The 26,175-nt window shown below is 63.3% G+C and carries 26 protein-coding genes; 18 read left to right on the top strand and 8 right to left on the bottom strand.

What is annotated here, in order from left to right; translation table 11 throughout:
• Nucleotides 1-20 precede the first annotated feature (20 nt).
• A complete protein-coding gene (gene carB, locus ACOFKW_RS14150; protein WP_419814777.1) occupies nt 21-3,275 on the top strand; it encodes a carbamoyl-phosphate synthase large subunit in 3,255 nt (1,084 codons plus the stop codon).
• An 81-nt stretch (nt 3,276-3,356) separates the two neighbouring features.
• The gene (gene greA, locus ACOFKW_RS14145; protein ID WP_419814776.1) at nt 3,357-3,836 is read left to right on the top strand and encodes a transcription elongation factor GreA; all 480 of its coding nucleotides are present in this window, start codon (nt 3,357-3,359) and stop codon (nt 3,834-3,836) included.
• Here greA and ACOFKW_RS14140 read toward each other — a convergent pair whose 3' ends face one another.
• From ACOFKW_RS14140 to ACOFKW_RS14120, 5 genes are all read right to left on the bottom strand, one after another.
• Nucleotides 3,837-4,061, bottom strand: a complete 225-nt coding sequence (locus ACOFKW_RS14140) for a DUF4170 domain-containing protein (protein ID WP_419814775.1) — start codon at nt 4,059-4,061, stop codon at nt 3,837-3,839.
• 44 nt (nt 4,062-4,105) lie between these two features.
• Nucleotides 4,106-4,741, bottom strand: a complete 636-nt coding sequence (locus tag ACOFKW_RS14135) for an MlaC/ttg2D family ABC transporter substrate-binding protein (protein WP_419814774.1) — start codon at nt 4,739-4,741, stop codon at nt 4,106-4,108.
• A gap of 63 nt (nt 4,742-4,804) precedes the next feature.
• Nucleotides 4,805-5,446: a DUF3618 domain-containing protein gene (locus ACOFKW_RS14130; protein ID WP_419814773.1), complete on the bottom strand. Its 642-nt coding sequence runs from the start codon at nt 5,444-5,446 to the stop codon at nt 4,805-4,807.
• Complete coding sequence (locus ACOFKW_RS14125; RefSeq protein ID WP_419814772.1) at nt 5,446-5,838, bottom strand: phage holin family protein; 393 nt, start codon at nt 5,836-5,838, stop codon at nt 5,446-5,448. Before ACOFKW_RS14125 ends, ACOFKW_RS14130 begins: the two co-directional genes overlap by 1 nt.
• Before the next feature lie 25 nt (nt 5,839-5,863).
• Nucleotides 5,864-6,346 carry a hypothetical protein gene (locus ACOFKW_RS14120; protein ID WP_419814771.1) on the bottom strand — a complete coding sequence of 161 codons (483 nt, stop codon included), beginning with the start codon at nt 6,344-6,346 and terminating at the stop codon, nt 5,864-5,866.
• Between the two features lie 152 nt (nt 6,347-6,498).
• On the opposite strand from ACOFKW_RS14120, the gene eno reads away from it, so the two are divergent.
• The 8 genes from eno to ACOFKW_RS14080 all read left to right on the top strand — a co-directional run bounded on the left by eno (nt 6,499) and on the right by ACOFKW_RS14080 (nt 14,192).
• On the top strand, nt 6,499-7,773 hold the full coding sequence (gene eno / locus ACOFKW_RS14115; protein ID WP_419814770.1) for a phosphopyruvate hydratase: 1,275 nt from the start codon (nt 6,499-6,501) through the stop codon (nt 7,771-7,773).
• Between the two features lie 48 nt (nt 7,774-7,821).
• Nucleotides 7,822-8,142: an FtsB family cell division protein gene (locus tag ACOFKW_RS14110; protein WP_419814769.1), complete on the top strand. Its 321-nt coding sequence runs from the start codon at nt 7,822-7,824 to the stop codon at nt 8,140-8,142.
• 75 nt (nt 8,143-8,217) lie between these two features.
• Nucleotides 8,218-9,255: a pyruvate dehydrogenase (acetyl-transferring) E1 component subunit alpha gene (gene pdhA / locus ACOFKW_RS14105; protein ID WP_419814768.1), complete on the top strand. Its 1,038-nt coding sequence runs from the start codon at nt 8,218-8,220 to the stop codon at nt 9,253-9,255.
• A complete protein-coding gene (locus ACOFKW_RS14100; RefSeq protein ID WP_419814767.1) occupies nt 9,255-10,640 on the top strand; it encodes a pyruvate dehydrogenase complex E1 component subunit beta in 1,386 nt (461 codons plus the stop codon). Before pdhA ends, ACOFKW_RS14100 begins: the two co-directional genes overlap by 1 nt.
• Complete coding sequence (locus ACOFKW_RS14095) at nt 10,637-11,959, top strand: pyruvate dehydrogenase complex dihydrolipoamide acetyltransferase (protein WP_419814766.1); 1,323 nt, start codon at nt 10,637-10,639, stop codon at nt 11,957-11,959. Before ACOFKW_RS14100 ends, ACOFKW_RS14095 begins: the two co-directional genes overlap by 4 nt.
• Nucleotides 11,956-13,353, top strand: a complete 1,398-nt coding sequence (gene lpdA, locus ACOFKW_RS14090; protein ID WP_419814765.1) for a dihydrolipoyl dehydrogenase — start codon at nt 11,956-11,958, stop codon at nt 13,351-13,353. The genes ACOFKW_RS14095 and lpdA overlap by 4 nt, the downstream gene beginning before the upstream one ends.
• Before the next feature lie 4 nt (nt 13,354-13,357).
• On the top strand, nt 13,358-13,699 hold the full coding sequence (locus ACOFKW_RS14085; RefSeq protein WP_419814764.1) for a hypothetical protein: 342 nt from the start codon (nt 13,358-13,360) through the stop codon (nt 13,697-13,699).
• Complete coding sequence (locus ACOFKW_RS14080) at nt 13,683-14,192, top strand: N-acetyltransferase family protein (RefSeq protein ID WP_419814763.1); 510 nt, start codon at nt 13,683-13,685, stop codon at nt 14,190-14,192. Before ACOFKW_RS14085 ends, ACOFKW_RS14080 begins: the two co-directional genes overlap by 17 nt.
• Here the strand turns inward: ACOFKW_RS14080 and ACOFKW_RS14075 are convergent.
• Entirely contained in the window at nt 14,189-14,836 is a 648-nt protein-coding gene (locus tag ACOFKW_RS14075; protein ID WP_419814762.1) for a carbonic anhydrase, read from the bottom strand. The genes ACOFKW_RS14080 and ACOFKW_RS14075 overlap by 4 nt on opposite strands.
• A gap of 87 nt (nt 14,837-14,923) precedes the next feature.
• Here ACOFKW_RS14075 and lipA point away from each other — a divergent pair, with 87 nt between their 5' ends.
• From lipA to ACOFKW_RS14050, 5 genes are all read left to right on the top strand, one after another.
• A complete protein-coding gene (lipA, locus tag ACOFKW_RS14070; protein WP_419814761.1) occupies nt 14,924-15,865 on the top strand; it encodes a lipoyl synthase in 942 nt (313 codons plus the stop codon).
• A complete protein-coding gene (locus tag ACOFKW_RS14065; RefSeq protein WP_419814760.1) occupies nt 15,852-16,310 on the top strand; it encodes a type II toxin-antitoxin system RatA family toxin in 459 nt (152 codons plus the stop codon). Before lipA ends, ACOFKW_RS14065 begins: the two co-directional genes overlap by 14 nt.
• Nucleotides 16,311-16,516: 206 nt before the next feature.
• On the top strand, nt 16,517-18,850 hold the full coding sequence (locus ACOFKW_RS14060) for a TonB-dependent receptor family protein (protein WP_419814759.1): 2,334 nt from the start codon (nt 16,517-16,519) through the stop codon (nt 18,848-18,850).
• Nucleotides 18,850-20,178 (top strand): alkaline phosphatase family protein, encoded by a 1,329-nt coding sequence (locus ACOFKW_RS14055; RefSeq protein ID WP_419814758.1) that lies wholly within the window; start codon nt 18,850-18,852, stop codon nt 20,176-20,178. The genes ACOFKW_RS14060 and ACOFKW_RS14055 overlap by 1 nt, the downstream gene beginning before the upstream one ends.
• Before the next feature lie 100 nt (nt 20,179-20,278).
• Nucleotides 20,279-20,863 carry a GNAT family N-acetyltransferase gene (locus tag ACOFKW_RS14050; RefSeq protein ID WP_419814757.1) on the top strand — a complete coding sequence of 195 codons (585 nt, stop codon included), beginning with the start codon at nt 20,279-20,281 and terminating at the stop codon, nt 20,861-20,863.
• Here ACOFKW_RS14050 and ACOFKW_RS14045 read toward each other — a convergent pair.
• Both ACOFKW_RS14045 and ACOFKW_RS14040 read right to left on the bottom strand, forming a co-directional pair.
• A complete protein-coding gene (locus ACOFKW_RS14045; protein WP_419814756.1) occupies nt 20,844-21,335 on the bottom strand; it encodes a CinA family protein in 492 nt (163 codons plus the stop codon). The genes ACOFKW_RS14050 and ACOFKW_RS14045 overlap by 20 nt on opposite strands.
• Nucleotides 21,335-22,483, bottom strand: coding sequence for a bifunctional 2-C-methyl-D-erythritol 4-phosphate cytidylyltransferase/2-C-methyl-D-erythritol 2,4-cyclodiphosphate synthase (locus ACOFKW_RS14040; RefSeq protein WP_419816957.1), 1,149 nt, complete (start codon nt 22,481-22,483; stop codon nt 21,335-21,337). The genes ACOFKW_RS14045 and ACOFKW_RS14040 overlap by 1 nt, the downstream gene beginning before the upstream one ends.
• 81 nt (nt 22,484-22,564) lie before the next feature.
• Between ACOFKW_RS14040 and dusB the strand changes: the two genes are divergently transcribed.
• From dusB to ntrC, 3 genes are read left to right on the top strand one after another with little or no spacing between them, the layout of a single operon-like run.
• Nucleotides 22,565-23,581 carry a tRNA dihydrouridine synthase DusB gene (gene dusB, locus ACOFKW_RS14035; protein WP_419814755.1) on the top strand — a complete coding sequence of 339 codons (1,017 nt, stop codon included), beginning with the start codon at nt 22,565-22,567 and terminating at the stop codon, nt 23,579-23,581.
• On the top strand, nt 23,581-24,684 hold the full coding sequence (locus ACOFKW_RS14030) for a two-component system sensor histidine kinase NtrB (RefSeq protein ID WP_419814754.1): 1,104 nt from the start codon (nt 23,581-23,583) through the stop codon (nt 24,682-24,684). The genes dusB and ACOFKW_RS14030 overlap by 1 nt, the downstream gene beginning before the upstream one ends.
• The gene (ntrC, locus tag ACOFKW_RS14025) at nt 24,681-26,111 is read left to right on the top strand and encodes a nitrogen regulation protein NR(I) (protein ID WP_419814753.1); all 1,431 of its coding nucleotides are present in this window, start codon (nt 24,681-24,683) and stop codon (nt 26,109-26,111) included. Before ACOFKW_RS14030 ends, ntrC begins: the two co-directional genes overlap by 4 nt.
• Nucleotides 26,112-26,175 lie beyond the last annotated feature (64 nt).

Below are 26,175 nucleotides of genomic sequence, written 5' to 3'. Positions count from 1 at the left end.
GCAGCAGCAGAACGGCAACGATGCCTAAGCGCACCGACCTCAAATCCATCCTGATCATCGGCGCCGGCCCCATCATCATCGGGCAGGCGTGCGAGTTCGATTATTCGGGCACCCAGGCGTGCAAGGCGCTGAAAGCGGAGGGGTATCGGATCGTCCTGGTCAACTCCAACCCGGCGACGATTATGACCGATCCGGATATGGCGGACGCGACTTATGTCGAGCCGATCACGCCGGAAGTCGTCGCCAAGATCATCGCCAAGGAGCGCCCCGACGCGGTACTGCCGACGATGGGCGGGCAGACGGCGCTAAACACCGCGCTGGCGCTGGCGCGCGACGGCACGCTGGCGAAATATGGTGTCGAGCTGATCGGCGCCGATGCCGAGGCGATCGACAAGGCCGAAGACCGGCTCAAGTTTCGCGACGCGATGGACAAGATCGGGCTTGAGTCTCCGCGCTCGCGGATCGCGCACAACATTACTGAAGCGCTGGAAGGCCTTGAATTCGTTGGCCTGCCGACGATCATCCGGCCGTCGTTCACGATGGGCGGCACCGGCGGCGGCATCGCCTATAATCGCGAGGAATTCCTCCACATCGTCGGCACCGGGCTCGACGCCTCGCCGATCACCGAGGTGCTGATCGAGGAGTCGGTGCTCGGCTGGAAGGAGTATGAGATGGAGGTCGTGCGGGACAAGCACGACAACGCCATCATCATCTGCGGCATCGAGAATATCGATCCGATGGGCATCCACACCGGGGATTCGATCACGGTCGCGCCGATCCTGACGCTGACCGACAAGGAATACCAGATCATGCGCAACGCGAGCATCGCTTGCCTGCGCGAGATCGGCGTCGAGACCGGCGGCTCCAACGTCCAGTTCGCGGTCAACCCCGCCGACGGCCGGCTGGTGGTCATCGAGATGAACCCGCGCGTGTCGCGCTCCTCGGCGCTGGCCTCCAAGGCCACCGGCTTCCCGATCGCTAAGGTCGCGGCGCTGCTGGCGGTCGGCTACACGCTCGACGAGGTCCAGAACGACATCACCGGCGCGACGCCCGCGGCGTTCGAGCCGACCATCGACTATGTCGTCACCAAGATCCCGCGCTTCGCCTTCGAGAAGTTCAAGGGCGCCGAGGCGACGCTGGGCACCGCGATGAAGTCGGTCGGCGAGGTCATGGCGATCGGACGCAGCTTCCACGAGAGCGTCCAGAAGGCACTGCGCGGCCTCGAAACCGGGCTGACCGGGTTCGACGAGGTCGAGGCACTGGAAGGGGCCTCGGACAACGAGATCGAGGCAGCGCTGAGCATCCCCGGGCCCGACCGCCTGCTGATCGCCGCCCAGGCCCTGCGCGCCGGCTTTTCCATTGAGCGGATCCACGGGATCACCTTCTACGAACCGTGGTTTCTCAATCGCATAGCCGAAATTATCGACGTCGAGCGCGAGATTATCCAGAATGCCGCAACGACCCCGGACATAGCTCAGTTTCCTCTGGATCGTCGCTGGAAAGCCATGGGTTTCTCCGACGCCCGCATCGCCAGGCTGACCGGCTTCACCGAGGCGCAGGTCGCCGCTCGCCGTCACGCCCTCGGCGTCCGTCCGGTGTTCAAGCGCATCGACACCTGCGCCGCCGAGTTCGAGGCGAAAACCCCTTACATGTACTCGACCTACGGAGCGCCGAGCTTCGGCGAAACCGAGTGCGAGAGCGTCCCGACCGCGGCCCGGAAGGTCGTCATTCTCGGCGGCGGACCGAACCGCATCGGCCAAGGCATCGAGTTCGACTATTGCTGCTGCCACGCCTGCTTCGCGCTCGCCGACGCCGGCTTCGAGACGATCATGATCAACTGCAACCCGGAAACCGTGTCGACCGACTACGACACCTCCGATCGCCTGTACTTCGAGCCGCTGACCTTCGAGGACGTGCTGGAGATCCTCCACGTCGAACAGTCGAACGGCACGCTGGTCGGCGTCATCGTCCAGTTCGGCGGCCAAACGCCGCTCAAGCTGGCGCAGCGCCTCAAGGACGCCGGTATCCCGATCCTCGGCACTTCACCCGACAACATCGACCTTGCCGAAGACCGCGAGCGCTTCGCCGCCCTGGTCGAGCAGCTCGGCCTGCTGCAGCCCCAGAACGGCATCGCACGTTCACGGGACGAGGCCATCGCAGTCGCCGAGACCATCGGTTATCCGGTGCTGATGCGTCCATCATACGTCCTCGGCGGCCGTGCTATGGAAGTCGTCGAAACCCCAGCGCACCTCGACACCTACATCCGTGAAGCCGTCCGCGTATCGGGCGACTCGCCGGTGTTGATCGACCAATACCTTCGCGACGCAATCGAGGTCGACGTGGACGCGCTGGCCGATGGCGAGACAGTGTTCGTCGCCGGCGTCCTGCAGCACATCGAGGAAGCCGGCGTCCACTCCGGTGACTCAGCCTGCTCGATCCCGCCGTACAGCCTGGGCGACGACATCATCGCCGAGATCGAGCGGCAGACCGCGGCGCTCGCGAAAGCGCTCGACGTCCGCGGTCTGATGAACATCCAGTTCGCGGTCAAGGACGGCCAAGTCTACCTGATAGAAGTCAATCCCCGCGCCTCGCGTACCGTGCCCTTCGTCGCCAAGGCAGTCGGCCTTCCGATCGCCAAGATCGCCGCGCGCGTCATGGCGGGCGAAAGCCTCGCCAGCTTCAACCTGGTCAAGCCGGTTTGGAACCACGTCGCGGTCAAGGAGGCGGTATTTCCGTTTGCACGCTTCCCTGGCGTCGATCCAGTGCTCGGGCCGGAAATGAAGTCGACCGGAGAGGTCATGGGCATCGACAGCGACTTCGCGATGGCATTCTACAAGGCGCAACTCGGTGCCGGCACCGTGCTGCCAACCGGCGGTACCGTGTTCCTGTCGGTCAAGGACAGCGACAAGATCGTCATTCTCGATACGGCGCAGCGTCTCATCGCGCTCGGCTTCGACGTCATCGCCACGGATGGCACCGCCAAATACCTGACGGAGCAGGGCGTGCCGGTCGCTCAGGTCAACAAGGTCGCGCAAGGCCGGCCGCACATCGTCGATCGCATCAAGAATGGCGACATCGCATTGATCGTCAACACGACTGAAGGTGTGCAGTCGATGAAAGACAGCCAGTCGATCCGCGTCGCCGCTCTGTACGGTAAGATACCGTATTTCACTACAGCTGCGGCCAGCGTTGCAGCCGCCCGAGCAATCAGCGCCCTCAGCGAACGGACGCTTGAAGTCAGGTCGTTGCAGTCTTATTATTCTGCGGCGCGTTAGTCGCGTTTCCGGACATGGACGAAATTGCCCGCAGAGTCACTTCGGGTGCTAATAACTGTCCGGTACGAAAGGGTTAATTGAATGGCGACCGTCGATAAGCTGCCAATGCTCGCCGAGGGACATGATTACCTCGTCACGACATTGCGTCGGCTGAAAGAGGAAGAGCGGCCTGAGGTCGTGCTGATGATCGAAGAGGCGCGCGCGCACGGCGATCTAAGCGAGAACGCCGAGTATCACGCGGCGAAGGAGCGTCAGGGCCAGATCGAAGCACAGGTGTTCGATCTTGAGGACCGGCTGGCGCGCGCTGTCGTGATCGATCCCAAGACGCTTTCGGGCGATCGGGTGGTCTTCGGCGGGACCGTTCATCTGCTTGATGAGGACGACAAGAAGATCGTCTATCAGATCGTCGGCCAGACGGAAGCCGACGCGCGCCGGGGCCGCATCAGCTACTCGTCACCGTTAGGCCGCGCGTTGATTGGTCGTCGCGTCGGTGAGGAGGTCGAAGTTACGACCCCTTCAGGCGACAAATATTACACGATCGAGAAACTCGAATTTATCTGATCAGCCGGTCGGAATGGACGGCTCAAGCAAGCGGTGCAGATGGACGATAACGTAGCGCATAGCCGCGTCGTCGACCGTCCGCTGCGCGTTCGCACGCCAGGCGGCCTCAGCCTCGGCGTAGCTGGCAAAAATGCCGACGACGTCGAGCTTAGCCGGATCTTCGAACTCTAGCGCTCGCGGATCAGATACCCGACCGCCGAAGACAAGATGGAGTTTGGTGGACATCGCCGCGCTCTATCGCCTAGCGAGGAGCGCGGCAAGCCTGAAGGTCAGATCGCAGCCTTCGCGTTAGACGACTTCATGAATGTCACCAGGGCGTCAAAGCCATTTTTCGAAATGTAAGAGGAAAAATCGGCTTCCTGTGTCAGGGAAAGATTAATACCAGCGACTGTTAAGTTCGTTATTAAGAACTTGCCGCCGACGCGCCGGATTGTCCAAATCGCGTCGAAAGGTTGCGCGCCGCCTGGACGCACAATCTTAGTATATACGTCGACGTCACCCTTGGTACCGCGAGGCACGGTCCGCACCGGCTGAACGTCGGCGTTGGCGTAATTATAAAGCCTGTCACCATACGCATTCACGGTAAACTCGGGCAGGGCGGCCTGATAAGCTGCATACTGTGCCGGAGTGATCTGCGAACGATAACGTCGGATCAGCCGATCGCCGATCTCCTGCAAGGCAAAATTCTCTCGAAGCATCGCACGCAGCTTATTCTTATTCTGCGCTTTACTGACACTTTGATCCTTCAGCACGTCAAAGACGCGCTTAGAAAGTTCATCGACGAACTTACTCGCACCCTGAGCATCAGTAGCCGACGCCACCTGAGCTACGGCCGGTGCGATCACTCCCGACGTCGTCACAGTCCCGAGCAGAACCACCGCAGGGATTATCCAATACTTACGCATGCGCTCTCCGGAAAAAGATGTTCACACCCTAGTAGCTCGATCGGCGTGAACACAGATTGAACCTCAATTACGGTTCTCTAATTCGCTTTTTGCAGCGCCAACCACTGACTGGACGGCTGACTTAGCGTGATTGGCGACGTCGCCGACCTTTTCCCAACCGGTGGAGAGTTCGTCCTTTGCAGTGCCCGCTGCTGCGCGCGCCGCTGCCTTCAAACGATCGCTGCTGGCGCTCAACAGTTCGCGCTCTTTCTCAGTCTCGGGAAATATGTAACCGAGGAGGGCACCAGCTGCGACGCCCAGCACCAGCGCTACAACTGGATTTTCCTCGATGGTAGTGCCAGCTTTATGCCGGGACAACGCGAAGCGCTGACTGGTGCCAGCTTCCGGCGCGTAATCATCGTCAAAGTCGCTGTAGGTTTCCCGATCGTCGCCCAGGTTCACGGTCGCCCGCTGAAGTTTTCCGCGACCTAAGTAGGCAGCGCCGATACCAATCACCGCAGCAATCGCCGCGATTGGATGATCGTGGAGGAGACGCCCGCCGCTGTTTATGAGGTTGGCGCCACTCGATTGCATCGAACCGACGGCATCACCGACTATACGGCGAGGATTGAGACGGTCCTGAAGCTGATCGATCGTCGCAGCAATCCGTTCGCGTGTGTCATCAGCTTCGTCAGCAAAATTATTGGTCGCCGCGTCATCGATCATTAGTTGTTTCCCTTAAGCGTTTGCGCATCCTGCTTTATCGATGCGACGGTCCGCTGAGGCGCAAGATTGCCGGCTTTCAGCTTGTTGGAGCCGACCGATATCGCGATCAGACCCGCTATACCCAACACTACCGAGACTATGAATGCTGCCCAGCCAGCACCGACATACGGTGTCAACCAGCCTACGAATGCGCCGACCAGCGTGAATGTCGCCACCAGCATGAACACGCCCCCGGCAGCTACGGCCACAATGCCACTCTTGAGACCGGCTACATTCGAACGAACCTCCGCCTGCGCTAGCCTCAGCTCGGTCCGGAACAGATGTCCAACATCCTCGACTAACTGCCGCAGCAAGTCGCCGATCGATGAATTGTTATCAGGTAGTGTTGCCATCGGGTGAGCTCCAATATCTCGCGAGTTAGCCCGAGAACCGGCTGGTGGTGCCAGCCTTCAAAACGCGAGACAAAACGAAGCCTGCTGCCACAGCCGCTCCGACTGCAACTGCTGGCGACTTCCGCACCAACTCCCGACCGTCATCGATCAGATCCTCGATCGAGCGATTTTTGATGCTGTCGGTCCAACCCTCCAGCGTATCGGCCGCCGTCATCGCATAGCCCCCGATCGGCCCGAACGATCCGTCCTGAAGCTTGTCGGCAATCTCACGAGCCGCGTGGACAAGTCCGTCGAGCGTGGCAGCCACGTGGTCTTTGCCTTCGTCGGCAAATCCACGAAGCTTCTCGGTTGCCTGCTCACGGAGTCCAGACGCCTTGTCGCGCACTGTCTCTGCCCCCTGCCTAGCCGTCGAGGCTGCCTGATCGAAGCGGCTCTCATTCACATCAGCCCCGCCAAACTCGGCGCTGCTCAGGGACCGATTGAACGTCGAGTCGTTATCCATCGCCATGACTTGGTCCTGCTGAATTGTTTATCCGACGTATTGAACGTGAGACGCTGCAACCGAGTTCCCGCGACGGGGCATCGTTGCCGTAAACTGTTTTGCTGGCTAGACACGCCTCTACAACCAACCTCGTGCCGCCGCCGAAAGGTTTTTCATCTATGACCGCGATTGTCGATATCCACGCCCGTCAAATCATCGACAGCCGGGGCAACCCGACCGTGGAAGTCGACGTATTGCTGGAAGACGGGAGCTTCGGTCGTGCCGCCGTACCGTCGGGGGCATCGACCGGCGCGCACGAAGCCGTCGAACTCCGTGACGGAGACGTCAGACTGTTCGGCGGCAAGGGTGTCACCCGAGCCGTCGCTGCCGTTAACGGCGAGATTCTCGACGCGTTGAGCGGCCTCGACGCCGAGGAGCAAGGCGAAGTCGATGCCGCGATGATCGCGCTCGACGGCACTGCCAACAAGGCTCGGCTCGGTGCCAACGCGATCCTGGGAGTTAGCCTGGCGACGGCAAAGGCGGCGGCGGAGGCGCGCGGACTTCCGCTGCATCGCTACATCGGCGGCGTGGGCGCTCACGTCCTGCCGGTCCCGATGATGAACATCATCAACGGCGGTGCTCACGCGGACAATCCCATCGACTTCCAGGAGTTCATGGTCATGCCGGTCGGAGCGCCGACGCTTGCCGAGGCAGTGCGCTGGGGTTCCGAGATTTTCCATACGCTGCGCAAGGAGCTTAGCTCGGCTGGCCAGTCGACGGCGGTCGGTGACGAAGGTGGCTTTGCGCCCAACCTCAAGGGTACGACCGCTGCGCTCGACTTCATTATGCGCTCGGTCGAGAAGGCTGGCTTCAAGCCTGGCGATGATGTCATGATCGCGCTCGACCCGGCGGCGTCCGAGTTTTTTAAAGACGGCCGCTATGAGCTTACCAATGAAGGCAAGTCGCTGACACCGCATGAAATGGTCGATTACTACGCCGATCTTTGTGCGCGGTATCCGATCCTGTCGATCGAAGACGGCATGGCCGAGGACGACTTCGATGGCTGGAAGGCGATTACCGACCGGCTCGGCGCGACCCATCAACTGGTCGGCGATGATTTGTTCGTTACCAACCCCGAGAGGCTGAGAGATGGCATCGGCCGGGGTCTAGCTAACTCGCTGCTCGTGAAGGTCAACCAGATTGGCACCCTGACAGAGACGATGCGGGCCGTGGAGATGGCGCATCGGGCGCGCTACACCAGCGTGATGTCTCACCGATCTGGAGAGACCGAGGATTCGACAATTGCCGATCTGGCTGTGGCGCTTAACTGCGGGCAAATCAAGACGGGGAGCCTGGCGCGCTCCGATCGGCTGGCAAAATACAACCAGCTCATCCGCATCGAAGAGGAGCTTGGATCGTCGGCGGTTTACGCCGGAAGGTCGGTTTTGCGCTGATCGCAAAAGCCGCTTGATGCAGCGCGAATCACGTGGTTAGAGTCGGGAATGGCCACCGTTTCCACTCCCTTCGACCTTCTGCGCCGAGCCGCTCTGCCAGCGGCTTTGACGGCTGTTCTGGGCTACTTCGCTTTTCACGCGGTAGCCGGAAACACGGGTCTGCTGGCGTGGCGGGAGTACCGGTCGGAGCATGCAGCGCTCAGCATCGAGTCAAAAAGGGTGGCAGACGCACGCTCGGCGCTCGAGCGTCAGAACGCCTTGCTCGATCCCCGTCACGTAGATCCGGATCTTGCCGACGAGTTGGTCCGCAAGAATCTTGGCGTAGTTCGTCCCGATGAGGTGGTCGTCGACCTGCCTGAACCACGCTAGCTCGCACTTTCGGGTTGAACCGTTGGGATAACCAATCGTATACAGGCGCCGCTTAAACATAGAAGGCGCGTCAACTTGGCGAAAACTCCTGGCCGCGCTGCTCCGGCCCCTCTCCGCGAGCGCCCCTCCGAACCGCAGCGGTACAAGCCGACCGGTGAAGAACTTCTCGCCATGTACCGTGAGATGGTGCTGATCCGCCGCTTCGAGGAGCGTGCCGGCCAGATGTACGGCATGGGCCTGATCGGCGGGTTCTGTCACCTCTACATCGGGCAGGAGGCCGTCGTCACCGGCATCCAGAGCGCTCTCAAGGGGACCGACAGCGTTATCACCGGTTACCGCGATCACGGGCACATGTTGGCCGCGGGCATCGACCCCAAAATTGTAATGGCCGAGTTGACCGGCCGCGCCGCTGGCATCTCCAAGGGCAAGGGCGGTTCGATGCACATGTTCTCGGTCGAGCATGGCTTCTACGGTGGTCACGGCATCGTCGCGGCTCAGGTTCCGCTCGGAACCGGTCTGGGTTTCGCCCACAAGTACAAGAACGACGGCGGCATCGCGGTCACCTATTTCGGCGACGGCGCGTCGAACCAGGGCCAGGTCTACGAGAGCTTCAACATGGCTGAGCTGTGGAAGCTGCCAGTGATTTACGTCATCGAAAACAACCAGTACGCCATGGGTACCAGCGTCAATCGGTCGTCGTCCGAGGACCAGCTGTATCGCCGCGGCGAGAGCTTTCGCGTTCCCGGCATGCAGGTCGACGGCATGGACGTACTCGCAGTGCGTGGCGCGGCCGATACTGCCGTCGAGTGGGTCCGCTCGGGCAAGGGGCCCTTGCTGCTCGAGATGAAGACCTATCGTTACCGCGGCCACTCGATGTCCGACCCCGCGAAATACCGCAGCCGCGAAGAAGTCGCTGCGATGCGCGAGAAGTCGGACCCGATCGAGCACGCGAAGAAAGAGCTGATCGAGATGGGCGCCGCCGACGAGGCTCGCTTCAAGGAAATCGACAAGGAAATCCGCGACTTGATCACCCAGGCCGCCGACTTTGCCGAGACGGCTCCAGAGCCCGATCCCAAGGAACTCTACACCGACATCCTGGTGGGATCTTACTGATGCCCGAGATCAAATTGCCTGCAATGTCCCCGACGATGGAGGAGGGCACGCTGGCCAAGTGGCTGGTCAAGGAAGGCGACACCGTCAAGCCGGGCGACGTGCTCGCCGAGATCGAGACCGACAAGGCGACGATGGAGCTCGAAGCTGACGAGGGTGGCCTCGTCGAGAAGCTGCACGTTCCCGCCGGCGCCGATGCCGTCAAGGTCGGCACGCTGATCGCGACGATCCGCGGCGAGAACGACGCCGAGGCTCCGGCCTCGACCGCCGCTCCCGTGGCCGCTGCTGCGCCAGCGCCTGCTGCACAGTCGAGCGAAGCGCCCGCGCCGACCAAGCCCGAAGTTACCGCCAAGCCCAAGGAAGGCGAGACGCCTGCCAGCCTCGACGTCAAGCCTGAAGGCGGCGGGCCGACCCACCGCCAGACCGTCCGCGAAGCCTTGCGCGACGCTATGGCCGAGGAAATGCGCGCCGACGGCACCGTCTTCGTCATGGGCGAGGAAGTCGCCGAGTACCAGGGCGCCTACAAGGTCACCCAGGGCCTGCTCGAGGAGTTCGGCCCTCAGCGCGTCGTCGACACGCCGATCACGGAGTACGGCTTTGCCGGCCTCGGTGCCGGCGCGGCGATGGGCGGACTGAAGCCGATCGTCGAGTTCATGACCTTCAACTTCGCCATGCAGGCGATGGATCACATCATCAACTCGGCCGCCAAGACCAACTACATGAGCGGCGGACAGATGCGCTGCCCGATCGTTTTCCGTGGTCCCAATGGCGCCGCTTCACGCGTCGCGGCGCAGCACAGCCAGAACTACGGACCTTGGTACGCCAGCGTCCCCGGCCTGATCGTCATCGCGCCGTACAGCGCTGCCGACGCCAAGGGGTTGCTCAAGTCGGCGATCCGCTCGCCCGACCCGGTGGTGTTCCTTGAGAACGAGCTGCTCTACGGCCATAGCTTCGACGTTCCGGACGGCGATGTCGCCATCCCGATCGGCAAGGCCTCGATCGTCCGCGAGGGCAAGGACGTGACGCTGGTCAGCTATTCGATAGGCGTCGGCGTCGCCCTGGACGCAGCGACCAAGCTGGCGGAAGCCGGCATCGAGGCGGAAGTCGTCGACCTGCGCACCCTGCGCCCGCTCGACAAGGCGACGGTTCTCGCCAGCCTCAAGAAGACCAACCGCATGGTCGTCGTCGAGGAGGGCTGGCCGACCTGCTCGATCAGTTCCGAGATCATCGCCATCGCCATGGAGGACGGCTTCGACGACCTCGACGCGCCCGTCCTGCGCGTCACCAACGAGGACGTGCCGCTGCCCTACGCCGCCAACCTCGAGAAACTTGCGCTGATCAAGGTCGACGACGTCGTCGAGGCGGCGAAAAAGGTCTGCTACCGATGATCGACATCACCATGCCCGCTCTGTCTCCGACGATGGAGACGGGGACGTTGTCGAAGTGGCTGGTCAAGGTCGGCGACACGGTCAAGTCGGGCGACGTGCTCGCCGAGATCGAGACCGACAAGGCGACGATGGAAGTCGAGAGCATCGACGAGGGCACCGTCGCCGAACTGCTGGTCGGGGAGGGCACCGAGGGTGTCCCGGTCGGCCAGGTGATCATGCGGCTGAGCGTCGAAGGGGAGGAGGCTACACCGCCTGCCGCTGCTCCTGCGCCCGCGCCTGCTGCTGCTCAGGCGGCGCCTGCTCCGGAGTCTGCCGGTCAGCCGGCGCCGAAGGCCGAAGAAGCTCCGGCACCTGCACCCGTCGCCAGCCACGCAGCGCCGGCCGGTGACCGCGTCAACGCCAGCCCGCTCGCCCGTCGCCTGGCGCAGGCCAAGGGCGTCGACCTTACCACCGTCAAGGGCACCGGTCCGAACGGTCGCATCGTCAAGGCCGACCTCAACGCCGGTCCCGCCGGCCAGGCCGCGCAGCCGCAAGCTGCTCAGCCACCGGCTGCCGATCCGGCCCCCACCGCCGCACCCCAGGACAAGCCAGCACCGGTAGCCGCCGCTGCCAGCGCACCGCCAGCCGGCGTTCCCGCCGAGGCGATCAAGCTCAGCAGCATGCGCAAGACCATCGCGCGCCGCCTGACCGAGTCAAAGCAGACCGTCCCGCACTTCTACCTGACCGTCGATGTCCGCCTCGACGCCCTGCTCAAGCTGCGCGGCGACCTCAACAAGTCGCTCGAAGCCTCGGGCGTGAAGTTGTCGGTCAACGACCTGCTGATCAAGGCGCTCGGCCTCGCATTGGTCGCGGTGCCCGACAGCAACGTCCAGTTCGCCGGCGACACGCTGTACAAGTTCGGTCGCGCCGATGTCTCGGTCGCGGTCGCCATCCCCGGCGGCCTGATCACTCCGGTCATCACCGACGCCGCCAACAAGCGGCTCAGCGTCATCGCCACCGAGATGAAGGACCTCGCCGCCCGCGCCAAGGACGGCAAACTCAAGCCCGAGGAATATAGCGGCGGCACCGCCTCGATCTCCAACCTCGGCATGTTCGGCATCAAGCAGTTCGACGCGGTCATCAACCCGCCGCAGGGCCTCATCCTGGCCGTCGGTGCGGGCGAGAAGCGGCCCTATGTCGTCGACGACGCGCTCGCCATCGCGACGGTGATGAGCGCCACCGGCAGCTTCGACCACCGCGCCATCGACGGCGCGATCGGCGCGCAGTTCATGTCGGCCTTCAAGACATTGGTGGAAGCCCCGATGAGCATGTTGGCGTGAGCGAGTCCTTCGATCTCGTCATCCTCGGCTCCGGTCCCGGCGGTTACGTCGCAGCGATCCGGGCGGCGCAGCTCGGCTTGTCGGTCGCGATCGTCGAGCGCGAGCGGCTGGGCGGCATCTGCCTGAACTGGGGCTGCATCCCGACCAAGGCGCTGCTGCGGACGTCCGAGATCTATCACTACATGCAGAACGCCGAGGCCTATGGGCTGAGCGCCAGCAATGTCGCCTTCGACCTGACCAAGGTCGTCGAGCGCTCGCGCAAAGTGGCGGGTCAGCTCAACTCCGGCGTCAAGTCGCTGATGAAGAAGAACAAGGTCACCGTAGTCGAGGGCGTCGGACGTTTGACCGGTGCGACCCAGGTGACCGTCAAGACCGGCGACCAGGAACGTGTCCTCGACGGCAAGAACGTCATCGTCGCCACTGGTGCGCGGGCGCGCGACCTGCCGGGTCTGGTTGCGGACGGCAAGCGCGTCTGGACCTATCGCCACGCGATGGTGCCGCCGGAAATGCCGACCAAGCTGCTGGTCATCGGCTCGGGCGCCATCGGCATCGAGTTCGCCAGCTTCTACAGCGACATGGGCGCCAAGGTCACCGTCGTCGAGATGCTCGACCGCGTGCTGCCGGTCGAGGATGCCGATATCTCGGCGCACATGTTCAAGACGCTAACCAAGCAGGGCATGACGCTGCTGACCGCGGCCAAGGTCTCCGACGTGAAGCCGGGCCCCGACGGCGTCTCGGCGACGATCACCACTGCCGACGGCAAGGCGACCACCGACACCTTTAGCCATGTCATCGTCGCCATCGGCATCGTGCCGAACACCGAGAACATCGGGCTCGAAGCGCTCGGCGTGAAGACCAACCGCGGTCACGTCGAAGTCACCAACTATCTGCAGACCAACGTGCCCGGGCTCTACGCGATTGGCGATATCACCGGCCCACCGTGGTTGGCGCACAAGGCGAGCCATGAGGGCATCGTCGCGGTCGAGCACCTCGCCGGCGTTAAGGGCGCGCATCCGATGTCGACGCTCAACATCCCGGGCTGCACCTACTCCCGTCCCCAGGTCGCCAGCGTCGGCCTGTCCGAAGCTCAGGCCAAGGAAAAGGGGCATGAGATCAAGGCCTATAAATTCCCGTTCATCGGCAACGGCAAGGCGATCGCGCTCGGCGAGGCGGACGGCTTCGTCAAGACGGTGTTCGACGCCAAGACCGGCGAGTTGCTCGGCGCCCACATGATCGGCGCGGAAGTTACCGAGCTGATCCAGGGCTATACCATCGCCCGCACGCTCGAAACCACCGAGGCCGAGCTGATGGAGACGATCTTCCCGCACCCGACGCTGAGCGAGATGATGCACGAGAGCGTGCTTGGTGCGTACGGTCGCGCGATCCACTTCTAGCCTGTTGCTGCTGGTGGCATCGGCGGCGGCGCCAGTGTCGCTCAGCGGCCTCTGCCCCAAGACGAGCAGCGACGAGATCATCGTTTGCGGCGACCGTGAGCCAAAGCCGTCGCCCTATCGCCTGCCGCTGCCGGTCGGACCCGACATGGGGTTGAAATCCTCGGAAAGCGTCTCGCGCGAGCGCAACGGCCTGTTCGACTATGATGCGGGCGGCTCCGGGCTGTGCTCGACCGTCGGTCCAGGTGGTGCCTGGGGCTGCAGCTTCAAGCAGTTCAAGGCCGATGTGAACCAGCGCGCCGGCGCCCGCGACACGCGCGGCCGGGTGTACGATGCGCTCGAACGCTGACCTGTCGATCCGCGACGCGACCGGCGATGACATGTCGTCGGTGACCGCTATCTACGCACGCCACGTGCTGACCGGGATGGCGACCTTCGAGGTCGATCCGCCCGGCGAGGCGGAGATGCACAGCCGCTGGTTCAAGATGGTCGGGGCAGGGTGGCCCTATCTGGTCGCGGTGCGTGGCGGAGAGGTCATCGGCTACGCCTATGCCGCGCAGTTTCGCGACCGGGCCGCTTACCGCCATACCGGCGAGATGAGCATTTACCTGAGCCTCGACCATGTCCGGCAGGGCATAGGACGACTGCTGCTGGAGGCGTTGATCGAACGGGCGCGCGATGCCGGGTTCCGCCAGCTGATCGGCGTGATAAGCGACGGTGAGGCGAGCGGCTCGATCGCCTTGCACCGGGCCTGCGGGTTCGAGACCGTCGGCCTGCTGCGCAACGTCGGCGAGAAGTTTGGCAGGCTGATCGACGTCGTTTTCATGCAGCGAGCGATTTAGACCGGCACAGGCTCGAAATGGTCGGTTTCGGGGTTGAGCAGCTTCAACACCCCGTCCGCGATGCTGAAGAACGCGCCGCGCAGCACCAGCCGTCCGTCGGCGACGCGCTCGGCAACGAACGGAAAGCTGCGGAGATTATCGAGGCTGAAGCGGATCGCCGCCAGCTCCAGCACCTGCTGCGGATTGATGTCGGGGTGGGCCTTCGCCGCTTCCAGCGCCGCGGTTCGAGCCGGATCGATCATCGACATCCAGCGATCGATGAAATGGCCTTCGCCAGCTTTGGCACCCCCGAACTTGCCGGTCAGCGACGCCGAGATGCCGCCGCATTGCGCATGACCAAGCACCATGATCTCGTTCACTTCGAGCTGCGTCACCGCAAATTCTATGGCGGCGCTGGCACTGTGCTGGGCGCTGTCGAGCTCATAGGGCGGCACCAGATTGGCGACGTTGCGGAGCACGAAGATCTCGCCGGGATCGACGTCGAAGACGCGGGTCGGGTCAACGCGGCTGTCGCAGCAGGCGACGATCATGGTCTTTGGCGATTGGCCCTGCATCGCCAGGCTGTCGAACCGTCGGCGCTGGTCCTGATATTCACCGTCGCGGAAACGCCGGTAGCCGGCAATGAGCGTATCGATCGGAGCCATGGCGCGATCTACCAGCGTGCCGACAAAGGGTAAAGCGGCGCCATGCCGCCGTTGGCATCCGAGCGTACAGTCGCTATCTGTCGTTGCATGACCGAAGCCACAGTTCCTCTGCCCTTGGCCCGTGCCCGCAAGCCTGATTGGCTTCGTGTCCGTGCGCCGACCTCGCCAGCCTTTGCCGAGACGCGCAAGCTGATGCGCCGCCTCAACTTAAATACGGTCTGCGAGGAGGCGGCGTGCCCGAACATCGGCGAGTGCTGGACGCAGAAGCATGCCACCGTGATGATCCTGGGCGACACCTGCACGCGCGCCTGCGCCTTCTGCAACGTCAAGACGGGGATGCCGCAGGCGGTCGACTTGATGGAGCCGATCCGCGTCGCAGAGGCCGCCGGCGAACTCGGGCTGCAGCACATCGTCATCACCTCGGTCGATCGCGACGACCTGCCTGATGGTGGCGCGACGCAGTTCGTCAGCGTCATCCAGGAGCTTCGCAAGCGCGCTCCGAACACCACCATCGAGATCCTGACCCCCGATTTCCGCAACAAGGCGGCAGTTGCAGTCGAGCGCATAGTCGACGCCCGGCCCGACGTTTATAATCACAACCTCGAGACGGTGCCGCGGCTGTACCCGACGATCCGTCCGGGCGCGCGCTATTACGCCAGCCTGCGCCTGCTGGAGACGGTCAAGCGCCTCGACCCGACGATCTTCACCAAATCTGGCCTGATGGTCGGGCTAGGCGAGGAGCGGCTGGAGATGCACCAGGTCATGGACGACATGCGCTCCGCCGACATCGATTTCCTGACCTGCGGCCAGTATCTGCAGCCGACGCCGCGCCACGCCAAGGTCGTCGAGTTCGTCACGCCCGACACGTTCCGCGGCTACGCGGCGATCGCCCGAGCCAAGGGCTTCCTGCAGGTCGCCGCCTCGCCTTTGACGCGGTCGAGCTATCACGCCGGTGCGGACTTCGCGGTGATGAAAGCGGCGCGCGAGAAGGCGCTCGGCCAGAAGGTCCTGGACCGTGCCCCGGCATAGCGAGACGCGCGCGCTGCCCTACACGGCGGAGCAGATGTTCGATCTTGTCGCGGACATCGGGCGCTATCCGGAGTTCCTGCCCTGGGTGCAGGCGACCCGCATCCTCGGGCGCGAGGGCAATGTCGTGACCGCAGACCTGGTCGTCGGCTTCAAGATGGTGCGCGAGAAGTTCACCAGCCGGGTGACCCTCGACCGGCCGCAGCGCATCCACATCGACTATGTCTCGGGTCCCTTGCGCTACCTCAAGAACGACTGGATATTTCGCCCGGTCCCGGGTGGCTGCGAGATCGACTTCACCGTCGACTTCGAGTTCCGCTCCCGCATCTTCGAACATCTTGCAGGGATGTTCTTCGGAGAGGCTTTCCGCAGGATGGTCGCCAGCTTCGAGTCGAGGGCGCGGGTGATCTATGGCGCGCAGGGACAAGGGATGCCGGTCAGCGCCTGACATCTCCGGGTATCCGCCAGGGCCCGCCGCCGATCGCAACCTGTGTTCTGAATGCCACTCGGGCGTCGTTTCTACTGCCACCGCCGACCCGGCCGCTCGGCAGGCCGCGTCATCATTTTTCTTCAACAAGTCTGTCATCGACCTGAAACCTGCGACCGTCATGGCGCCGTGCGGCCCATCCGGGCGAGCGCAAAGGGTCGGATACAATGCAGTTCAATCGTCTTTACCTGCTCAGCGGCGCCGCACTGTGCGCCTTGCTGCCGATGCAGGCGTTGGCCGCCGATGCCGTCGCCGCCGTCGCCGCTGATGAAGCCGTCGCCGCTTCCGGCACCGCCGATATGGACGCGGACATCGTCGTTCTCGGTTTCGGGCAGAGCCGTCAGGTCCAGTCGGTAAGGGCCGAGGATATCGCCCGCCTGACACCGGGCACCAGCCCGATCAAGGCGATCGAAAAGCTGCCTGGCGTCAACTACCAGGCCTCGGACGCTTTCGGTGCCTATGAATGGTCGACCCGCGTCTCCCTGCGCGGCTTCAACCAGAACCAGCTCGGGTTCACCCTCGACGAAGTCCCGCTGGGCGACATGAGCTATGGCAATTACAACGGCCTGCACATCAGCCGCGCGCTGATCTCCGAGAACCTTGGCAGCGTCGAGGTCGCCCAAGGCTCCGGCGCGCTCGGCACCGCGTCGACCAGCAACCTCGGCGGCACCCTGCAATTCCATTCGCGCGCGCCGTCGGAGACGTTCGATATCGTCGGCTCCGGTACCTACGGCAGCGACGCGACCTATCGCGGCTTCGCCCGCATCGATAGCGGCGACATCACCGGCAACGGCCTGCGCGGCTATCTCAGCTACAGCTATCTTAAGACCGACAAATGGAAGGGCTATGGCGAGCAGAAGCAGCACCAGGTCAACGCCAAGCTGGTCCAGGACATCCACGGCCTGGGCTCGATCACCGGCTTCCTGAATTTCTCGGATCGGCGCGAGCAGGACTATCAGGACCTCAGCCTCGATACGATCAACCGCCTCGGCTACAATAACGACAATATCAGCAACAACTTCGCGCTCGCGTCGCAACTGGCGCGCATCTACGACAACCAGGTCGCCGCCGCCGGCAAGCAGCCGCTGCCCTATCCGACCGCTGGGCTAGCCTTCCCGGCGCCCTACAAGACCGTCGACGATGTCTATTACGACGCCGGTGGTCTTCGCCGCGACTGGCTGGGTGGCGCCACCATCGATGCGCAGTTGACCGACGCGCTGACCTTCAAGCTGACCGGCTATTATCACCAGAACAAGGGGCAGGGCGTCTGGTACCTGCCGTATCAGCCGACGCCGGGCCCGGGCGGCTCCCCGCTGTCGGTCCGTACGACGGAGTATGGCATCAAGCGGGGCGGCACCATCGCCCGCCTGACCTATGAGGTCGGCAATAACACCGTCGAATTGGGCGGCTGGTACGAGTCCAACACCTTCCGCCAAGCGCGTCGCTTCTACGGCCTCGCCGACCAGGCCACCGCCTCGCGGCCGACGCTGCAGTTCAACACCGATCCGTTCTTCACGCAGTTCGACGTCAAGTTCGATACCGAGACGATGCTGTACTACGTCTCAGACAAGCTCGCGATCGGCGATAAGCTGACGCTGACCGGTGGCTGGAAGGGCTACAAGGTCATCAACAGCGCCAACCCGATCGTCAACAGCGGCTCGCTCGCGTCGGGCAAGATCGATGCGACCGACTGGTTCCTGCCGCAGGCGGGGGTACTCTACAAGGTCACCGACAACGCCGAGCTGTTCGCCAACTTCACCCAGAACATGCGCGCCTTTGTTTCGGCCGCCACCTCCGGACCGTTCGCTGCGACACAGTTCGCTTTCAACACCGTCGGCGGCAACCTGAAGCCGGAGCGCTCCGATACTTACGAGGCGGGCGCCCGTATCCGCTCGGGCGGGCTGCAGGCGTCGATCGCCGGCTACTACGTCGACTTCAGCAACCGCTTGCTCAACATCCCAATCGGCAACGGGCCGCAGGGGCTGGCGACCGGCCTTGCCAACGTTGGTGCAGTTCGGACCTACGGCGCCGAAATCAGTGCCAACTACAAGGTTGTCGGGGCGGTATCGCTGTTCGCCTCCTATGCGTACAACCATAGCAAGTACAAGGACGACGTGATCGACATCAACGGCGGAGTTCAACGCACCGGTGGCAAGTTCGTGGTGGATTCGCCGGAGCACATGATCAAGGGCGAGATCGTCTATGACGACGACACCTTCTTCGCACGGATCGGCGCCGATTATATGTCGAAGCGGTTCTTCACCTACAGCAACGATCAGTCGGTGCCGGGTCGCGTCACCGCCGACGCCAGCATCGGTGTCCGTATCCACGGCCACGGCATCGCTAACGGTATCTCGATCGAGGCCAACGTGACTAACCTGACCGACAAGCAGTACATCTCGACGGTCGGCTCGAACGGCTACGGGTTCAGTGGTGACAACGCGACGCTGCTCGCCGCCGCGCCGCGTCAGTGGTTCGTCACCTTAAAGCGGGGATTCTGATGAAAGCGCCGGTCCGGCTCGCGGCGCTGCTGGCGGGAGCGCTGCTCTCGACGGTGTCGGCGCGGGCCGCACCGGTGCTGTTGATCTCGGTCGACGGTTTGCGCCCGGCCGACATCGTCGAGGCGGAGGCTCGGGGCGTCGCGGTGCCGAACCTGCGGCGGATGATGGCGACGGGAGCTTGGGCCAGCGGCGTCACCGGCATCCTGCCGACGCTCACCTATCCCAGCCACACGACACTGCTCACCGGCGTTACTCCGGCACGTCACGGCATCGACAACAATATCAGCTTCGATCCGCTCAACATTAACCAGGTTGGCTGGCAGTGGTATGCCGCCGATGTACGGGTGCCGACACTGTGGAGCGCGGCCAGGGCTGCCGGTCTACGTACCGTCAATGTCCATTGGCCGGTCAGCGTCGGTGCGCCCGTCGACGTCAACCTGCCGCAGATCTGGCGCACCGGCCATGACGATGACCGCAAGCTGCTGCGCGCATTGGCGACGCCCGGCATCCTCGACACGCTGGAACATGACCTCGGTCGATATGCGCAGGGCATCGATGAGAGTGTCGAGGCCGACCAGAACCGCATCCGCTTCGCCGAGGCCTTGATTACACGCGAAAAGCCGGCGTTGACGACGATCTACCTGGCGAGCGTCGACCATGTCGAGCATCAGTTCGGCCCCGGCACTCCACAGGCTTTTGCGGCGATCGCCAGCAACGATGCTATGATCGGCCAGCTGGTGGCGACAGCACGCAAGGCCCAGCCGGGCGTGACCGTCGTCGTCGTGTCCGACCACGGTTTCGAGGCAGTAACTACCGACGTCAACATCTATGCGCCCTTCATCGCGGCCGGGCTGATCGGCTTTGGCACCGACGGCAGGGTAGCAAGCTGGGAGGCGGAGCCGTGGCTGATGGGCGGCTCTGCTGCGATCGTGCTCGCACGACCGAAAGACACAGCTTTGGCCAGCAAAGTCTCGGCATTGCTCGACAAGCTCGCCGCAGACCCGGAGATGGGCATAGCGCGCATCATCGACCGCGCAGCAATCGCAAAGCTGGGCGGCGCGCGATCCGCCAGCTTCATGATCGAGTTCAAGCCGGGGTTCGAAGCCGGTAAAGTCCCGACCGCTGCCAAGACGACTCCGAGCAGCTACAAGGGGATGCACGGCTATTTCCCGACCGGTCGCGCCATGGATGCGAGCCTGTTCGTCGACGGCCCGAACCTGACCCGACGCGGCAATCTCGGGGTGATCGACGAGCGTGCGATTGCGCCATCGATTGCCCGCATCCTTGGTGTGCGCCTGCCGGATGCCGAAGTACGGCCCGCTTTCTGACATTGGAAAGGCCATCCTCAACATCGCTTGCTAAGCCGACGGCACCTTTGCGGAATCGGCCTGTCCCCTCGCGGTGCATATTCCCTAATTTTTGACTGGTATGATATCAGCAGGCAATGGACAGGCGGGCGTCAAGATGATGGAGCCAGCAATCGTTGGGGCTGCCGACACGGCGCTCTCGATCGTTCAATATGCAGATGAACATGCTCCGCTGTTTGCGAGCATCAACGTCGAGTGGATCGAGACGATGTTCGTTCTCGAGCCGAGCGATCGTGCGGTTCTTTCCGACCCTCGTCGGCATATCATCGATCAGGGCGGCTTGATCCTGTTCGTCGCTGCAGCAGGCGTCGGCATCGTCGGAACTTGCGCGTTGCGCAAGCAGGCTGATGGGTGCTTTGAACTGACAAAAATGGGCGTGTTGGCGTCGGCGCGGGGGCTGAAGGCAGGTGAGTTTTTGCTGACCGCAATGCTGGAACAGGCGCGCAGCTTGAGCATGACCACGCTGTACCTGCTGACCAACCGCAAGTGTGCCGCTGCCATCCACCTATATGAAAAGCTCGGCTTCGTGCATGATGCTGAAATCATGGCCCGCTTTGGTGGCCAGTACGACCGGTGCGACGTCGCGATGTCGTACCCGCTCATCGCGTGCCAGCCAGGACCGACCTCTACGGTAGTAGCAGCTTAAGTGCCCGGATCACCGCCTGTCGCCGGATCTCCGACCGTCCGAGATCTCCGAAATGCTCGATGTCAGCGACCACCTTCGACGGGTCCTCGTCGCGAGTGGCACAGGCGAATACGACGGTGCCGACCGGCTTTTTGGGCGATCCGCCGCCAGGGCCGGCTATACCGGTAATCGCCACGGCTACGTCGGCGTGACTATGCTTTAAAGCGCCCTGCGCCATCGCCCATGCGACAGCGACCGAGACGGCACCGAACGTCTCGAGAATGTCTTGGTTGACGCCGATGCTCTCCAGCTTTGCCTCGTTCGAGTAGGTGACAAAGCCCCGTTCGAAGACCTCCGATGATCCGGCAATCTCGGTCAGCGCGCCGGCGACCAGACCGCCCGTGCAAGACTCCGCCAGGGCAATTGTTCGCCCGGCTGCCAGATTGGCTTCGATGACCTGCCGCGCGAGATCGAGGATTTCGTCGTCGAACATCAGGCTGGTACTCTAACAGTGGCCATGGCCTGGCAGGCGATCCCTTCGCGGCGCCCGGTAAAACCAAGCCCTTCCGTGGTCGTCGCCTTGATGCTGACCGCGTCGAGCGACAATCCGAGGATAGCCGCGACGCGAGAGCGCATCCGGTCACGGTGCGGGCCGACCTTTGGTGCCTCGGCGATGATGGTCAGGTCGACATGGTCGATGATCCCGCCTCGCGCTGCGATCAGACTTGCGGCGTGTGCGAGGAACTGATCGGAGGCTGCACCACGCCACCGCGGATCTGTGGGCGGAAAATGCTGTCCGATGTCACCCGCACCGATGGTCCCGAGCAGGGCATCGGTAACCGCATGCAGGCCGACGTCGGCATCGCTATGACCGACCAGACCTTGGTGATGCGGCAATTGAATACCGCATAGCCACAGGTGGTCGCCCGGCCCAAATCGGTGAACATCAAAGCCTTGGGCGCTCCGCGAGATCATAGTGCGATCGAACATTGCCTCGGCGCGCGTAAAGTCATCGGCAGTGGTCAGTTTGAAGCCGCGCTCGTCACCGTCGACAAGCGCTACGGTCATGCCCGATGCCGTAGCGACCGACACGTCGTCCGTAGCGCCTCCAGCAGCCGCCCGATGTGCGGCTAGGATCGCCTCATAGTGGAATCCTTGGGGCGTCTGGACGCGGTGCAGGGCGTCTCGGGGTACCTCGCCATCAACAGTCGCTACGCCGGTGCGCAGACTGTCTGTGACCGGCAGGGCAGGGGTGGCACCTTCATGCTCGCCCAGCGCATCGATCACCCGTCGGATGGCGTCACTGGGCATAAACGCCCGGGCTGCATCATGGATAAGCACCCGTGCCGGCGAAGCGTCCTGCAAGGCTTGCAGTCCGAGCCGCACCGACTCCTGACGTGTCTCGCCGCCGTGTATCGCCGAGCCAAGCACAAGCCCTTGCGTCGCCGCGTCGTATAAAGAGGCGTCGTCGGGATGAATGACGACGGAAACCTGATCGATTTCGGCGACTGCAAGCATGGTCTCGGCCGCGTGCCGCAGGACAGACTTGCCGCCAACTGTCCGGTATTGCTTGGGCAAGCCGCCGCCAGCCCGGTGACCACGACCGGCGGCGACGATCAGCGCGTGAGTATGACCTGTCATCACGCCGCTCTATCGCAGCCCCGCCTTGCCGAACAGTGGCAAAGCCGATAGTGGGTGCTGCCCGCTTTTTAGGCAGTGAGGATGCCAGTGCTCGCTCCAATAAATATCGGCCCGTTGGTCATCAGCCAGCCGGTCATCCTTGCGCCGATGACCGGCGTCACCGACCTGCCGTTTCGGCGTATCGTAAAGCGCTACGGCGCCGGTCTCACCGTGACCGAGATGATCGCCTCGCAAGCCATGGTCCGCGAGACACGGCAATCATTGCAAAAGGCAGCGTGGGATCCAAGCGAAGAGCCCGTATCGATGCAGTTGGCCGGTTGTGATCCACAGATCATGGCTGATGCTGCCAAGCTGAACGCCGATCGCGGAGCGGCGATCATCGACATCAACATGGGCTGCCCGGTCAAGAAGGTCGTCAATGGCGACGCCGGCTCAGCCTTGATGCGCGACCTGCCTCTGGCCGCGCGGCTGATCGAGGCAACGGTCAAGGCAGTCGACCTGCCGGTCACTGTCAAGATGCGGATGGGTTGGGATCACGGCAGCCTCAATGCGCCGGAACTCGCCCGTATCGCCGAAGACCTTGGGGTGAAACTGATCACCGTTCATGGGCGGACGCGATGCCAGTTGTACAAGGGCGTTGCCGACTGGGCGTTTGTGGCAAAGGTAAAGGCGGCAACGACGCTGCCGGTCATCGTCAACGGGGACATCAACAGCCTCGACGATGTCGATACAGCGCTGGCGCAGTCGGGTGCCGATGGCGTGATGATCGGGCGAGGCGCCTATGGCAAGCCATGGCTGCTGGGCCAGGCGATCGACTGGCTGGTGCACGGCAACCGCCGGCCGGATCCTGCGCTTGGCGAACAATATGCTGTGATCGTCGAGCATTATAACGCGATGCTCGAGCTTTATGGCAGCGAGGTCGGGGTCAATATGGCCCGGAAGCATCTTGGCTGGTACACCAAGGGGCTGCACGGCTCGGCAGATTTTCGGAATGCCGTGAACCAGCAGGCGAACCCGGCTATCGTACTGGCGATGCTGAATGACTTTTACGCGCCGTTGATCGACGCGGCATCGAACGACCTGGCGATTGCTGCCTGATGCCGGCTCAGGCCCTGCAAGTAAGCGAGCAGGCAGCGCCAACTGCGACGGAATTGTTCTCGGCCTTGCCGGTACCGGTGATGATGCTTGATCCCGACGATCGACCACGCCGGGCCAATCTGGCCGCGGAAACACTGCTCAACACCAGCGCCATCATGTTGCAGGAGCGCGGGCTGGCTCAGTTGCTGGTTGACGGCAATACCGTATTGCAACTGGTCGCGGCAGCGCGCCGGGAGGGAGGCGGTCACACCAGCTACGATGTCGAGTTGAGCTGGGCCGGACGTCGCATCTGTCGCGCCGACCTGGTCATCGCGCCGTTCGCCGAGACGAGCGGCTGGCTTATCGTCACGATCCAGCCGCGCGCCGTTGCGACCCTGATCGAGCGGCAGATCGTCCACCGCGGCGCAGTGCTCTCAGCAACCGCAGTAGCCGCGGTGCTGGCGCACGAGATCAAGAACCCGTTGTCGGGCATCAAGGGCGCGGCGCAACTGATTGCCCAGACCGGCGACGAGGGTGCGCGCGACCTTACCACTTTGATCTGCTCCGAAGTCGACCGCATCCGAGACCTTGTCGACCGGATGGAGGACTTCACCGACACGCGCGCGGCAGTCCCAGGACCCGAGAACATTCATGCCATTCTAAGTCACGTCCGACGTCTGGCCGAGCAGGGTTTCGCCGCACATGTCACGCTACGCGAAAGCTACGACCCTTCGTTGCCGCTTGTCCTCGGTCATCGCGATTCCTTGGTCCAGGTGTTCCTGAACCTTATCAAGAATGCGGTGGAAGCATCTGGATCGCACCAAGAAATTCAGATTACGACAGGCTACCGTCAAGGCTTCAGCATCGCTGCACACGGCTCGCGGCGCCGGGTGCCCTTGCCGATCGAGGTATGCGTCATCGACTCCGGGCCGGGCGCCCCGGCCGACCTCGTCGACCATCTTTTCGACCCGTTCGTGACGACCAAATCCGGCGGGCGTGGCCTCGGCCTGGCTCTGGTTGCAAAGATCGTTGCGGAACACGGCGGTATCGTCGAGTACGAACGCGCTTCGACGCCGGCGCGAACCGTATTGCGTGTGCTCTTGCCAATGGCGGACCAACAATGAGCGCCGTGATCCTGGTCGCCGACGACGATGCCGCAATCCGCACGGTCGTCAGGGAGGCATTGAGCCGCGCTGGGCATCAGGTGCGAACCGCCGACAGTGTCGCGGCCTTGTGGAAGCTGATTGACGACGGTGTCGGCGACGCGGTGGTGACGGATGTGATCCTGCCAGATGGTAATGGTCTCGACCTGATTCCTCGCATCGTGGAGCGGCGGCCCGGCATGCCCGTGATCGTCATGAGCGCGCAGAACACCCTCTCCACCGCCGTCCGCGCCACCGAGCAGGGCGCCTTCGACTATCTACCGAAGCCGTTCGACATCGACGCCTTGACCCGCACGGTGGCCAGTGCGCTAGCTCGGGCAGGGCAGGGCGCTCCGACGGCACCGATGCCCGGCGAGGACCTGCCACTGACCGGTCGGTCGCCAGCTATGCAGGAAGTCTATCGGATCATCGCTCGCGTCGTGCCGACCGACCTCAGCGTCCTGATCCTGGGCGAGTCCGGCACCGGCAAGGAGCTGGTCGCCCGGGCGCTCCACGATCTTGGTTCTCGCCGCAGCGGTCCATTCGTCGCCTTGAACATGGCTGCGATCCCGCGCGAGTTGATCGAAACCGAATTATTCGGTCACGAGCGCGGTGCCTTCACCGGAGCGGCGGCTCGAACCTCAGGACGCTTCGAACAGGCGCAGGGCGGCACGCTGTTTCTCGACGAGATCGGCGACATGCCGGCCGATGCACAGACACGCCTGCTTCGCGTACTCCAGTCGGGCGAATTCACCACGGTCGGCGGCAACCGTGCAATCCAAGCCGATGTCCGCATCGTGTCGGCGACCAATCAGGACCTGCAACGCCGGATCGCGGACGGGCAGTTCCGTGAGGATTTGTTCTACCGTCTTAATGTCGTGCCGCTCAAGTTGCCGGCACTGCGTGAGCGAACAGGTGATGTTGCGCTCCTCGCTAGGCAGTTCCTGACCCGCGCGGCGGCGGACGGACTTCCGCAGAAGCAGCTGGACCCGACGGCGATCGCGGCGCTGGCCGCGCATCACTGGCCCGGCAACGTGCGGGAGCTCGAGAATCTGATGCGCCGCTTGGCCGCGCTGACCAGCGGCGACGTCATAGACGCGACAGCCGTACTTGAAGGGCTGGGCAGCACGGGAGAGGGTGTCGCCAGCGCCCGAACCGCCGCCGGACTCGCGGCATCCGTCGCGGCCCACCTCGACGATTACTTTGCGGTGTTCGGCGAGGACCTGCCGCCCGATGGCTTGTACGACCGCGTGTTGGCAGAGGTGGAGCGTCCCTTGTTGACCTTGGCACTGGCTGCAACTCGCGGAAATCAGATACGCGCGGCGAAGTTGCTCGGGATCAACCGCAACACGTTGCGCAAGAAGCTCAATGACCACAGCCTCGATGCTCTGGCGGCTCGTCGGACCTGACCATTGGCAGCGGTAAAATTGCACGGTCCGTCGCGTCCGCGCAACGACTGTGTTCCATTTACCA

It is taken from the genome of Glacieibacterium sp. (genome assembly GCF_965200405.1).
Taxonomy (GTDB): domain Bacteria; phylum Pseudomonadota; class Alphaproteobacteria; order Sphingomonadales; family Sphingomonadaceae; genus Glacieibacterium.
This window is presented reverse-complemented; position numbering and strand designations above follow the sequence as displayed.